Annotated in this window: 9 protein-coding genes and 1 tRNA gene; 3 read left to right on the top strand and 7 right to left on the bottom strand. The window is 73.0% G+C overall.

What is annotated here, in order from left to right:
* The 4 genes from BEP24_RS14405 to mnmA all read right to left on the bottom strand — a co-directional run.
* On the bottom strand, positions 1-2,228 hold a 2,228-nt coding region (locus BEP24_RS14405), incomplete at its 3' end, for a transglycosylase domain-containing protein (RefSeq protein ID WP_065964566.1).
* Positions 2,229-2,423: 195 nt separating this feature from the next.
* Positions 2,424-3,755 (bottom strand): alpha/beta hydrolase, encoded by a 1,332-nt coding sequence (locus tag BEP24_RS14400; protein ID WP_065964564.1) that lies wholly within the window; start codon positions 3,753-3,755, stop codon positions 2,424-2,426.
* A 166-nt stretch (positions 3,756-3,921) separates the two neighbouring features.
* Positions 3,922-6,264 (bottom strand): NAD-dependent DNA ligase LigA, encoded by a 2,343-nt coding sequence (gene ligA / locus BEP24_RS14395; protein ID WP_083230392.1) that lies wholly within the window; start codon positions 6,262-6,264, stop codon positions 3,922-3,924.
* A 194-nt stretch (positions 6,265-6,458) separates the two neighbouring features.
* Positions 6,459-7,565: a tRNA 2-thiouridine(34) synthase MnmA gene (gene mnmA / locus BEP24_RS14390; protein ID WP_083230391.1), complete on the bottom strand. Its 1,107-nt coding sequence runs from the start codon at positions 7,563-7,565 to the stop codon at positions 6,459-6,461.
* A gap of 42 nt (positions 7,566-7,607) precedes the next feature.
* Here mnmA and BEP24_RS18085 point away from each other — a divergent pair, with 42 nt between their 5' ends.
* From BEP24_RS18085 to BEP24_RS14375, 3 genes are all read left to right on the top strand, one after another.
* Positions 7,608-9,083 (top strand): MFS transporter, encoded by a 1,476-nt coding sequence (locus BEP24_RS18085; protein WP_253181710.1) that lies wholly within the window; start codon positions 7,608-7,610, stop codon positions 9,081-9,083.
* Positions 9,084-9,310: 227 nt separating this feature from the next.
* Positions 9,311-9,391: transfer RNA gene (locus BEP24_RS14380), tRNA-Leu, on the top strand.
* A gap of 112 nt (positions 9,392-9,503) precedes the next feature.
* Positions 9,504-10,214, top strand: coding sequence for a DedA family protein (locus BEP24_RS14375; RefSeq protein ID WP_065964561.1), 711 nt, complete (start codon positions 9,504-9,506; stop codon positions 10,212-10,214).
* Between the two features lie 222 nt (positions 10,215-10,436).
* Here BEP24_RS14375 and rdgB read toward each other — a convergent pair whose 3' ends face one another.
* The 3 genes from rdgB to murI form a co-directional block, all read right to left on the bottom strand.
* Positions 10,437-11,033 carry an RdgB/HAM1 family non-canonical purine NTP pyrophosphatase gene (rdgB, locus tag BEP24_RS14370; protein WP_065964560.1) on the bottom strand — a complete coding sequence of 199 codons (597 nt, stop codon included), beginning with the start codon at positions 11,031-11,033 and terminating at the stop codon, positions 10,437-10,439.
* Positions 11,030-11,776: a ribonuclease PH gene (gene rph / locus BEP24_RS14365; RefSeq protein WP_065964559.1), complete on the bottom strand. Its 747-nt coding sequence runs from the start codon at positions 11,774-11,776 to the stop codon at positions 11,030-11,032. Before rph ends, rdgB begins: the two co-directional genes overlap by 4 nt.
* A gap of 73 nt (positions 11,777-11,849) precedes the next feature.
* Entirely contained in the window at positions 11,850-12,689 is an 840-nt protein-coding gene (murI, locus tag BEP24_RS14360) for a glutamate racemase (protein WP_065964557.1), read from the bottom strand.
* Positions 12,690-12,740 lie beyond the last annotated feature (51 nt).

Below are 12,740 nucleotides of genomic sequence, written 5' to 3'. Positions count from 1 at the left end.
GCCCCCGCACCCGCCGGAGCCCCGGCACCCGCAGTACCGGAGGCACCCGCCGCAGCACCGTCCCCGGCGTCCCCACCGCTCGGCGCAGCGTTCGCCGCCGTCCCGACCATCGCCGGGTCGGCCGCGGGCAGGTCTCCGCCCGCCCGCGTCTGGTCGAGGTACGCCATCATCGACTTCGCCACGCCGAACTTGGCGCTGTACCCGGTCGTGCCCCGCAGGAAGGGCCAGTTCGCCAGGCTCACGCTGCCCTGCACGTTGCCGATCCAGGTCGCGTTCGTGTACTTCGTCGAGGACGCCACGAGCCAGTTCTGCACGTCACCGTCGGTGGTGCCGGTCTTGGCGAACTTCGGCACGGCGTCCCCGGGGTTCGCCGTCGCCGCGGTCCCGTTGCCGGTGAGCACCCCCTGGAGCGCGTGGTCGACGGTGCCGGCGACGGCCGCCGAGACACCTCGGGTGCACGAGGCCGGGGTCGGCGTGATCTTCCCGCCGTCGGCCGTGGTCACGGAGTCGATCGCGGTCGCGGTGCACACGATGCCGCCGTTGGCGAAGCCCGCGTAGGCCTCGGCCAGGTCGATGGGCGACAGCGTGTTCGTCCCGAGCACGGACGCCGGGTTGGAGTCCGGCGGCGTCCCGTTCGACTGGTGGATGCCCATGGCCTCGGCGGTCTTCGCGATGCCGCACAGGTCGAGCTGCTTCGCCATCGAGCCGAACGCGGTGTTGATCGACTCCGAGGTCGCGTCCTGCACGGTCATCGTCGCCGGCACCTTCTCGGCGTTCGCGACCTGCCAGGGCTTCCCACCGACGCCCGTGCACGAGTTCGTGAACTCCGACTGCGGGAAGGTGTGCTCGGTCGTCGACACCGACTCGGACAGGGTGTGTCCGTGCGCGAGCCAGTCGGCGAGCGTGAAGACCTTGTACGTCGAGCCGGTCTGGAAGCCCCCGGAGTTGCCGTAGGCCTGGTCAGCGCTGTAGTTCACCGCGGTCTGGCCGGCGGTCGCCGAGTCGGACTGCGTGTACTCGGTGTTCTGCACCATCGACAGGATGCGCCCGGTCCCGGGTTCGACGGTGACGTTCGACCCGCCCGCGTCGACGCCCGCCATGGTCGTCGGGACGTACGCGGAGAGCGCGGCCTGGCCCTGCGCCTGCAGGTCGAGGTCGAGCGAGGTGTGGATCTCGAGCCCCTTGGTGTCGAGCGTCTCGATGCGGTCGGCGACGGTCGCTCCGAACGCGGGGTCCTGCAACACCTGGGCGCGGACGTAGTCGCAGAAGTACCCGGCGTCGTACCCGCTCGCCGCGGCCGAGCACCCGTTCGAGGTCTCGGTCACGTGCGGGGTGATCGGTGTCGCCTTCGCCTGGTCGAGCTGCGCCTTCGTCACGTCGTGGTGCACGTACATGCGCTCGAGGACGTAGTCGCGCCGTTCCTTGGTGGCCGCGTACCCGTTCGCCTGCCCGTTCGACTTGTCGTCCGGCCGGTCGATGCGCAGGTTCGAGGGGTTGTTCAGGATCGCGACGAGGGTCGCGGACTGCTCGAGCGTCAGGTCCTTCGCGTGGACGCCGAAGTAGTACTCCGCCCCGGCCTCGGCACCGTAGACGCGCCCGCCGAGGCCGACGAGGTTGAGGTACCCGGTCAGGACCTGGTCCTTGGTGTACTTCTTGTCGACGGCGATCGCGTACCGGATCTCCTGGAGCTTGCGCTGCGGCGTGACACCGGCGGCGTCCTCGTAGCACGCGGCGATCTTCTTCTGCGTGTCCGCGGCGTCCTTGCCGGTGAGCTGCTCGCACTGCTGCACGAGGACGTTCTTGACGTACTGCTGGGTGATGCTCGAACCGCCCTGCACGTCGCCGCCGACGACGGTCGCCGCGACGCCGCGCACGGTGCCGAGGACGTCGACGCCGCCCTCCTGCTCGAAGCGCGGGTCCTCGGTGTCGATCGCGGCGCGCTTGAGGGACTCCGCCATCGCGTTCGACGCGACGTCGGTGCGGTTCTCGGCGTAGAACGACGCGATCTTGACCTGCTGGCCGCCCTTGGTCGCGTAGACCGAGGACACCTGCTGCGGCGTCTGGATCGCGAGGTAGCTCGGCAGGTCCTCGAAGAACGACACCGCTCCCGAGGTCCCCTCGCCGGCGACCGCGACGGCCGGTGTCACCGCGACCGCGACGAGCATGCCGGCCAGGCCGGACATCGCGCAGAAGGAGAGGAAGGCACCGGTCCACCGCATCGCACGCATGTCGGAACCGTACGGTCGACCCCTGGGCCGGTTCTGCCGGGGAGCCGCGACCGGCTGCGGCGGTCCACAGGAAGCCCCTCAGACACGGCCGGGAGGCGCGGCTCGCGCCCGGCGCGTCCCCGGCGGTCCGCCGCCGGGCCGGACGGGAGGCGTGACCCGCCTCCCACGCGTCCGCTGCGGTCCCGGGGCCGCCGCTCAGTCCCGCGGCTGCAGGTCCTGCGGCCGCAGCAGGTACATGTCCGGCCCCGGCTGCGGCCCACCCGTCCCACCGGAACCCCGGCGCGCCTGGTGGCGCACGAGGTCGCCCCGCCCGACGGCGATGAGCGCCACCTCGTGCAGCGACGACGTCCCGGGCTTGAGGTAGTCGTTGTGCCCGACCGGCCGGCGGAACAGCCCGGCCGTCCCCTCGGGCACACCCCCGGACAGGTCGAGCAGCGTCGACCCGAACCCTGGCGACCCCGGGTCGGTGCCGAAGTACCCGGTCCCCGCGACCGGGTCGTCGTGCGCGTCCCCGACGAACACCTCGCCCCTGCCGACCGCGAGCTGCTCCGCCGACCGGACGTCGCTGCCGGGCGACCCGAGCACCGTGAGGGTGTCCGCGCGCATCCGGCCGGAGGACAGTGCGGTCATCGCCGTGGTCGACCCGTACGAGTGCGCGACGACGTTCAGCCGCGGCCGGACGTCCCCGCGGACGGCGTCCAGGCCGGCGACCACGCGTTCCAGCCGTTCGGCCCCGGTGTCGGCGAGCCCGAGCGACAGGATGTTCGACATGTCCGGCGTCCGGTAGCCCATCCACGCGACCACCGCGACGCCGCTCCCCCGCGCCGGGTCCGGTGCGGCGAGGCCCGCGACGGCGGTCTGCTCCTGGTACAGGCCGTCGGCGGTGTCGGCGAAGTCGTGCATCTGCCCGGAGACCGTGAAGAACATCCCGGGCACGACGACCGTGACGTCGGCCGCGGTGGCGAGGTCCCCGACGGCGATCGCGGCTCGGCCGGAGCCGCGGGTGTCCAGCGCGACGAGCACGCGGTCGGGCGACCCGGGGTCCGGCGACAGCGCGGCCTCGACCTGCTGGAGCATGCCGTGCAGCGCGCTCCCGTCGCCGGAGGCGGCCAGGCCTCGCGCCAGGGTGCTGCGGTTCGCCCGGTCCCGGACGTCGTACGGGACCCCGTCGAGGTTGCCGACGACCGCGGGCGCGTGGTCGACGAGCCGGGAACGTGCTGCCTGGTCGAGACCGGACCACCACGTCCGGACCGCTGCCGGGGTCGGCGGGCGGTCCTGCGCGGTCGCGAGGACCCGCGCGTCCCGGTCGGCCCGGGCGAGGTCCGCGCCGTCGACGGTGCCGAGGTCGGCGAGGAATGCCGAGCCGCGCGACCCGACGAGGTGGTCGAGCGCCGCGTGGTCCTCCACCGCTGGTCCGGACGTCGGGGCGCCCACGACCGAGGAGGTCCCGGCGGGCACGACTGGGGCCTCGACCACTCCGGGGGAGTGCATCGAGGCGGTGAGCAAGGCCGCGGCGATGAGCAGCATTCGGGTCTCCCCTGGGAAGGCCGTCTCGCCGGCCCCCACAGGCGACGAGTGATGCTCTATCGAGTGTAAGCAGATTCCCGCGCCGTGGACATGCGTCGTGCAACTTGTCCCCCGAAGCCGCTGCTCCGGGTCGCACGACGCGGCGGTGCGGGCCGTCCCGACGGGCCTATCCCGCGGCGTCCTCCGCGCCGGCGTCGGCGTCGGTGCCGGCGTCGGTGTCGGCGTCGGCGTCGGCGTCGGGTGCCAGGGCGGCCGGGCCCTCGGTCACGAGCAGCCGGAACTGCTCGGCGTCGATGATGCGGACGCCCAGCTGCTCGGCCTTCGTGAGCTTCGAGCCGGCACCGGGGCCCGCCGCGACGAAGTCCGTCTTCTTGCTCACGCTCGACGCGGCCTTGCCGCCCGCGGCGATGATCGCCTCCTGCGCTCCTTCACGGGTGTACCCCTCGAGGGAGCCGGTCGCGACCACCGTCACACCGCTGAGCACCCCGCCCTCGACCGCGGCACCGGGCCCCGGGTGGTCCGGCGTGGTGAACTGCACGCCCGCCGCCGTCCACCGGTCGATGATCTCCCGGTGCCAGTCGACCTCGAACCAGTCGAGCAGGGCGTCCGCGATGATCCCGCCGACGCCGTCGACCGCCGCGAGGTCCTCGCGCGAGGCCTCGCGGATCCGGTCGAGCGAGCCGAAGTGGTTCGCCAGGGCGCGGGCGGCGACCGGCCCGACGTGGCGGATGCTCAGGCCGACGAGGATCCGCCAGAGCGGCTTCGTCTTCGCCGCCTCGATGTTCGCGAGCATCTCGAAGGCGTTCTTCGACGGGTACCGACTCGGCTCGCCCGTGTGGTCGGCGCCGCGGGCCTCGGGGTCGAAGGGCGGGTCGGTCTTCTTGCGGGCACGACTGAACGGGGTGACACGCTTGGGGGTGCCGTCCTCGTCGGTCTTCTCCATGCCGGTCTCGGCGTCGCGGACGATCACCTCGATCGGGACGATGTCCTCCATCGTGAGGTCGAACAGCCCGGCCTCGGTGACGAGCGGCGGCGTCTCGGGACGGAGCGGCTGCGTGAGCGCTGAGGCTGCGACCTCCCCGAGGCCCTCGATGTCGAGCGAGCCGCGCGAGGCGATGTGCTCGACCCGACCACGGACCTGTGCCGGGCAGCTCCGCGCGTTCGGGCAGCGGAGGTCCTTGTCGCCCTCCTTCGCCGGACGCAGCGGGGTGCCACACTCGGGGCAGTCCGCGGGCATGACGAACTCGCGCTCGCTGCCGTCGCGGAGCTCGACCACCGGGCCGAGCACCTCGGGGATGACCTCGCCGGCCTTGCGCAGCACGACCGTGTCGCCGATGAGGACGCCCTTCGCCTTGACGACGTCCTGGTTGTGCAGGGTCGCCTGGCGCACGACGGAGCCGGCGACCTCGGCCGGGGCCATCACGGCGAACGGCGTCGCCCGGCCGGTGCGCCCGACGCTGACGACGACGTCGAGCAGCTTCGTGTGGACCTCTTCCGGCGGGTACTTGTAGGCGATCGCCCAGCGCGGCGCCCGCGAGGTCGAGCCGAGCTCCTCGTGCAGCGCGAGGTCGTCCACCTTGATGACGACGCCGTCGATCTGGTGCTCCACCGCGGACCGGCGTTCCCCGGTCGTGCGCACGAAGCCGAGCACCTCGTCGATCGTGTCGAAGACCCGGTAGTGCGTGCTCGTCGGCAGACCCCAGGTCTGCAGCAGTTCGTAGACCTCGGACTGCGCGTGCACCTCGGTCTGCTGCTCGAGCTCGCGGACCGGCCACGCGCCGATGCCGTGCACGAGCATCCGCAGCCGTCGGAGCCGGTCGACCATCAGGGCGCGCTTCGCCTCGGACTTGCCCTCCTCCTTCTGCCGGAGGGAACCCGCGGCGGCGTTGCGCGGGTTCGCGAAGACCCGTTCCCCGGCCTCGCGCTGCCGGGCGTTCAGCTCGTCGAACTGCGCCACCGGGAAGAAGATCTCGCCGCGGACCTCGACCAGGGGCGGGTGTCCGGTGCCGGCGAGCTGGTCGGGGATCGTGCCCATCGTGCGGACGTTGCCCGTGACGTCCTCGCCCACGACGCCGTCGCCGCGGGTGGCCGCGGAGACGAGCCGTCCGTGCTCGTAGCGCAGGTTGATCGCGAGGCCGTCGATCTTCAGCTCGGTCAGGAACCGGACGCGCTCGGCACCGGCGTCACGCTGCACCTTGACTGCCCAATCGGTGAGCTCGTCCGGGCTGAACACGTTGTCCAGGCTCAGCATGCGCTCGGCGTGCTCGACCGGGGCGAACTGGACCGTCTGGGCCTGACCGCCGACCGTCTGCGTCGGGCTGTCCGGCGTGAGCAGGTCGGGGAAGCGCTGCTCGATCGCGTCGAGCCGGTGCACGAGCGCGTCGTAGTCCCCGTCGGACACGGTCGAGCCGTTGCCCTCGTAGTACTGGTCGCGCAGCTCGCCGATCCGGACGCGGAGGCGCTCCACCTCGCGCTGGGCCTGGGCGGCGTCGAGGTCGGCCGGGGCCATCGTCTCGAACGTCGTGTCGGCGGGCGTCGTGTCGCTCATGCCCTCAGTTCTACCGTGCACGTCCGACGCCGGTCGCAGCGACCGCGCGGGCCGGGAGCGGCGTGGCCCCGGCGGCTCCGAGCCCGGATCCGCCGGGCACGAGCGCGGACCCGCCGGCTCCGAGCGTGGGTCCGCCGGGCTCGGCCAGCCCCGACTCAGGCGGGGACGGGGACCGCCGACACCGTCCGGTCGATCGTGCACTGCCCGAGCACACGGGTGCCGACGTAGACGACCGCGGTCTGCCCGGGCGCGACGCCCGACAGGGGCTCGTCGGGGTCCACCACGAGCGAGCCGTCCTCGACCCGTGCGGTCGCGGGCACGGGGTCGCCGTGCGCGCGGATCTGCACCTCGCACGCGAACGGCACGGTGGGGTCGGCCGGCGCGGACCCGGCCCAGGTGTACCGGGACCCGGCGAGCGAGGACACCTCGAGCGCCTCCTTCGGGCCGACGACGACGGTGTTGTCCTTCGGTCGGATCTCGAGCACGAACCGCGGCTTGCCGTCCGGTGCCGGCCGACCGAGGTGCAGCCCGCGGCGCTGTCCGACCGTGTAGCCGGTCGCGCCCTCGTGCTCGCCGACCACGGTGCCGTCACGCTCGACCACGTCGCCGGGGGCGGTGCCGACCCGGTCCGCGAGCCAGCCGCGGGTGTCGCCGTCCGGGATGAAGCAGATGTCGTAGGAGTCGGGCTTCTGCGCGACGGTCAGGCCCCGCGCCGCGGCCTCGGCCCGGACCTCGTCCTTCGAGGGCGTGGCACCGAGCGGGAACATCGCGTGCTCGAGCTGCTCGGCCGTCAGCACGCCGAGGACGTAGGACTGGTCCTTCGCCCACGCTGCCGAGCGGTGCAGCTCCCGCGCGCCGTCGTCGCCCGTGACGATCGACGCGTAGTGCCCGGTGCAGACGGCGTCGAAGCCGAGCGCGAGCGCCTTCTCGAGCAGCGCCGCGAACTTGATCCGCTCGTTGCAGCGCATGCAGGGGTTCGGGGTCCGACCGGCCTGGTACTCGGCCACGAAGTCGTCGACGACGTCCTCCTTGAACCGGGCCGAGAAGTCCCACACGTAGTACGGGATGCCGAGCGCGGAGGCGGCACGCTGGGCGTCCATCGAGTCCTCGATCGTGCAGCACCCCCGGCTGCCGGTGCGGAGCGTGCCGGGCATCCGGCTCAGGGCGAGGTGCACGCCGACCACGTCGTGCCCGGCGTCGACGGCCCGGGCAGCGGCCACCGCCGAGTCGACTCCACCACTCATCGCCGCCAGGACACGCATGCGTCCAGGGTAACTCCGCGGCGGGCGTACCGTGGCTGGACGATGACCACCACCGCGCACGACGCCTTCGACCGCAGGACGGTCGTCCTGTCGGGCTTCCTCCCCGCAGCGCTGTTCGCGATCGGCGAGGGCGCGATCATCCCGATCATCCCGATCGCGGCGGACTCGCTCGGCGCCGGGCTCGCCCTCGCCGGCTTCGTCGCGGCGCTCATCCTCGTCGGCGAGCTCATCGGCGACGTGCCCTCGGGGGTCGTCGTCGGTCGCATCGGCGAACGGAACGCGATGATCGGCGCGGCCCTGGTGTCGGTCGTCGGCCTCGTCACCTGCACGGTCGCACCGAACCCCTGGGTGCTCGCGCTCGGGGTGTTCCTCGTCGGCGTCTCGACCGCCGTCTTCGCGCTCGCCCGGCACGCCTACATGACCACGGCGATCCCGCTCCGCATCCGCGCCAGGGCCCTGTCCAGCCTCGGCGGGGTGTTCCGCTTCGGCTACTTCGTCGGCCCGTTCGTGTCGGCAGCGGTCGTCCACCTCACCGGCACGACCCAGAGCGCCTTCTGGATCCACGTCGTCTGCTGCCTCGCGGCGGCCGCGGTCCTCCTCGTCCTGCGCGACCCCGCGACGGGCGCACGCGGTCTCCGTCTCCCGCACCGCGCCTCCCGGCCGGGGCCCGACGCGACCAGGCCGCACCGCGCCTCCCGTCCGTCGCCCGACACGACCGCGCCGCCCGCCGCCGCCGGCGGGCAGGACGCGACCACGCTGGCCGCCGCCGGGCCGGACCCGACCCCGCTGCCCGCGGCCGCCGAGGGGGCCGACGCGACCACCGACCGGCGCGACGCCGCCGGGCACGAGGACCCGGGCACCCTCCCGCAGGAACCGACGACCGACACCGGCGCGCAGCTCGTGCAGGCCGAGGCGCACGGCCTGTTCCGCACCATCCGCGAGAACCGGGCCGTGCTCGCGCGCCTCGGCAGCGGTGCCGCGCTCATCGGCGCCCTCCGCGCCGGACGCCAGGTGATCCTGCCCCTGTGGGCCGTGAGCGTCGGCCTCGACGACGCGACCGCAGCACTCGTCATCGGCATCGCCGGGGCCGTCGACTTCGCGCTGTTCTACACGAGCGGGCAGATCATGGACCGCTGGGGGCGGCTCGCGAGCGCCCTGCCGTGCATGCTCGGCCTCAGCGTCAGCTACTTCCTGCTCGCCTGGAGCGGCCACCTCGACGCCCGGGTCGGCTGGTTCGTCGGCATCGCGATCGGCATGTCCCTCGCGAACGGCGTCGGGTCGGGGATCCTCATGACGCTCGGGGCCGACCTCGCGCCGCGGGGGAACCCGGCTCCGTTCCTGGGCGCGTGGCGCTTCACCGGGGACTTCGGCTCGGCCGCGGCTCCGCTCGTGCTCTCCGGCGTCACGGCGGTCGCGTCGCTCGCGCTCGCGAGCGGGGTGATGGGCGTGCTGGGGCTGGTCGGTGCGGGCGTGCTGCTCCGGTACGTGCCGCGGTACCTGCCGCGTCGGTTGCGCTGAGGCGGGGCGCGCTCGTCGCGCCGGTCACGGTCGGCGCGTGCGTCGCGTGGGCGCGTCCGTCCCGTCGTCGCGGTCGGCGCGTGCGTCGCGTCGGCGCGTCCGTCCCGTTGTCGCGGTCTGCGCGTGCGTCGCGTCCGTCCCGTCGTCGCGATCGTCGGCCGGGAGGCGCGGTGCCCGTCCGCCCCGCCGGTCCGGCCGGGCGAGTGCCCCGTAGACTGCCGGTGCTCGCGGGAGTGGTGGAATCGGTAGACACGCAGGATTTAGGTTCCTGTGCCCCAGGCGTGAGGGTTCGAGTCCCTCCTTCCGCACGACGGATGCACCGGCGCACCTCATCCCCCTGAGGGATGGTCCCCAGGACGACGGGCGGTACCCTCAGGGTGCGGGAGTCCCCCGTGACCCCGACTCCCGACCGGAAGAACCATGCACGCGCTTCCCCTCGCCCTGATCCCGTGGCTCGACCCGCAGTACATCCTCGACCACTTCGGCGCCATCGCCGTGCTCGTCGTCTGCGCCATCGTCTTCGCCGAGACCGGCCTCCTCATCGGGTTCATCTTCCCCGGTGACAGCCTGCTCGTCATCACCGGCCTGTTCGCCTTCGACCGCGGCGGCCAGATCGGCGGCATCCCGATCTGGGTGGCCGCCCTGATGATCGGCGCCGCGGCGTTCCTCGGCGGTGAACTCGGCTACTACATCGGCAAGAAGGCCGGGCCGCCGATCTTCGAACGCAAGGAGAGCGGCCTGTTCTCGAAGGCGAACGTCGACCGCACCAACGCGTTCTTCCACCGCTTCGGCCCGCTCGCGGTCATCATGGCGCGCTTCGTCCCGGTCGTCCGCACGTTCGCCCCGATCGCCGCCGGCGTCGGGCGGATGGACTACAAGAAGTACTCGCTGTACAACGCCATCGGTGCTGTCGTCTGGGGCGTCGGTGTCACGTTCCTCGGGTACGTCCTCGGCTACATCCCGCCGGTGGCGTACATCGTGCGCAACTACATCGACGTGATCCTCATCCTCGCGGTCGTCGTCACGGTCGTGCCCGCCGGCCTGCACTACTGGCGGACGGCGCGCAAGGCGAAGCACACGGCCGAGGCGGAGCAGCGCGCGGCCGACGGCCAGCGGCCCGTCGGGCAGTAGCGGCCCTCCCGGTCCACTGGCCGGCCCCGGCGGCGGACGCCCCGGACGACGACACGCCCCCGTTCCCGGGGGCGTCTCGTCGTGGTGGTGGGGTCTCGCGGCCGGTCGTCCTGACCACCGCGTCGGGCGCGGGCGTCAGCCCTCGGCCGTCGGGCGCGGGCGTCAGCCCTCGGCCGTCGGGCGCGGGCGTCAGCCCTCGGCCGTCGGGCGCGGGCGCGGGCGTCAGCCCTCGGTCGTCGCGAACCACTCCCGCACGATCGGCGCGATCCCGCGGAACGCCTTCGACCGGTGGCTCAGGGCGTTCTTCTCGTCGCGGGTCAGCTGCGCCGCCGACCCCTGAGCGTCGTCCGGGTGGAACACCGGGTCGTACCCGTGCCCGCCGTCACCGACCGGCTCCGTCAGGACCTCGCCGTTCCACACCGCCTCGAACACGTGCTCGGTGCCGTCCGGGGTGACGAACGCGGCGGCGCAGACGAACGCCGCGGTCCGCTCCACCACGCCCTCGAGGTTCGCCAGCAGCAACGCGATGTTGTCGGCGTCCACGCGGGTGCCGGCGTACCGGGCGGAGTGGATCCCCGGTGCACCGTCGAGCGCGTCGACCGCGATGCCGGAGTCGTCGGCGAGCGCCGGCAGTCCGGTGTGCGCGACCGCTGCCCTGGCCTTGATGAGCGCGTTGGCCGCGTAGGTGTCACCGTCCTCGACCGGCTCCGGCCCGTCGTAACCGACGAGTTCGACGCCGCCGAGGGCCTCGCCGAGGATCCCGCGGAGCTCGACGACCTTGCCCTGGTTGTGCGTCGCGAGCACGACCGTCCCGGTCACGAGGCCACCCCGAGCACCTCGCGCTGGATCGCCGCGAGCGAGGCGTTGCCCGCCAGCCCGAGGTCGAGCAGCGTGTCGAGCTCGGCGCGGTCGAACGGCGCGTGCTCGGCCGTCCCCTGCACCTCGATGAACTTGCCCGAGCCCGTCGTGACGATGTTCATGTCGGTGTCGGCGGCCGAGTCCTCGGTGTACGCGAGGTCGAGCATCGGCACGCCCTTGACGATGCCGACCGAGATCGCCTGCACGCTGTCGGTGAGCGGCGTGGCCTTCTTCGCGATGAAGCCCTTGCCCCGGCCCCACTCGATCGCGTCGACCATGGCCACGTACGCGCCGGTGATCGACGCGGTCCGGGTGCCGCCGTCGGCCTGCAGCACGTCGCAGTCGATGACGAGGGTGTTCTCGCCGAGGGCCTTCGTGTCCACGACCGCGCGCAGCGAGCGGCCGATCAGGCGGGAGATCTCGTGCGTCCGGCCGCCGACCTTGCCCTTGATCGACTCACGCTGCATCCGCTCGTTGGTCGAGCGCGGCAGCATCGAGTACTCGGCGGTCACCCAGCCGGTACCCTTGCCGGCGAGCCAGCGCGGCACGCCGTTCGTGAAGCTCGCGGTGCAGAGCACCTTGGTGTTCCCGAACGAGATGAGCGCACTGCCCTCGGCCTGCGCGCTCCACCCCCGCTCGATCGTGACGGGGCGGTGGTCGGTGGTGCTGCGGCCGTCGATGCGGGTCGTGGTCGTGTCGGTCATGGTGTCCTCTCGGTCCGGCCTGGAGGCGCGGTGCGGGTCGGTCGCGGTGGTCGCGGTGGTCGTGCGGCCCCGTTCAGGGCGCGGTGCGGGGCAGCGTGATGGCTCCGGTCTGCAGGTGGCCGACGCTGGACACCTCCGGGCCGAGGAACCGTCGGGCCAGGCGGATGAACCCGTTGCGGTCCTCACCGGTCGCGTCGAACGCGTACGTGGGCGGTTCGGTCACGGTCCGCTCGAGCCCGTGCTCGACGAGCCGGCGGTACACGTCGTTGGCGGTCTCCTCGGCGCTCGAGACCAGCGTGACGTCCGGCCCCATCACGTACTGGATCGCCGCCGACATGAGCGGGTAGTGCGTGCAGCCGAGCACGAGGGTGTCGACGTCGGCCGCCCGGATCGGTTCGAGGTACTGCGCCGCGACCGAGCGGAGGGCCGGCGACGAGGTGTCCCCCGCCTCGACGAACTCGACGAACCGCGGGCAGGCGGCGAGCGACAGCGTGACGTCGGCGGCGACGGCGAACGCGTCCTCGTACGCCCGCGAGGCGATCGTCCCGACCGTGCCGATCACACCGATGCGCCCGGTCCTGGTCTGCTTGACGGCGGCGCGGGCGGCGGGCTGGATGACCTCGACCACGGGGATGCCGTACGCCTGCTCGTACCGCTCCCGGGCGTCGCGGAGGACCGCGGAGGAGGCCGTGTTGCACGCGATGACGAGCGCCTTCACGCCCTGCTCGACGAGGTCGTCCATGACCTCGAGGGCGTACCGCCGCACGTCGGCGATCGGCTTCGGGCCGTAGGGCGAGTGCACGGTGTCGCCCACGTACCGGATGCTCTCGCGCGGCAGCTGGTCGATGATCGCCCGGGCCACCGTGAGCCCGCCGACGCCGCTGTCGAAGACTCCGATCGGTGCATCCGTCACACGCCAAGCGTACCCAGCCGCGCTCCCCCACCCCGCTCGTCCCCACAGTGC

The sequence above is a fragment of the Curtobacterium sp. UCD-KPL2560 genome (assembly GCF_001705035.1).
Classification (GTDB): domain Bacteria; phylum Actinomycetota; class Actinomycetes; order Actinomycetales; family Microbacteriaceae; genus Curtobacterium.
This window is presented reverse-complemented; position numbering and strand designations above follow the sequence as displayed.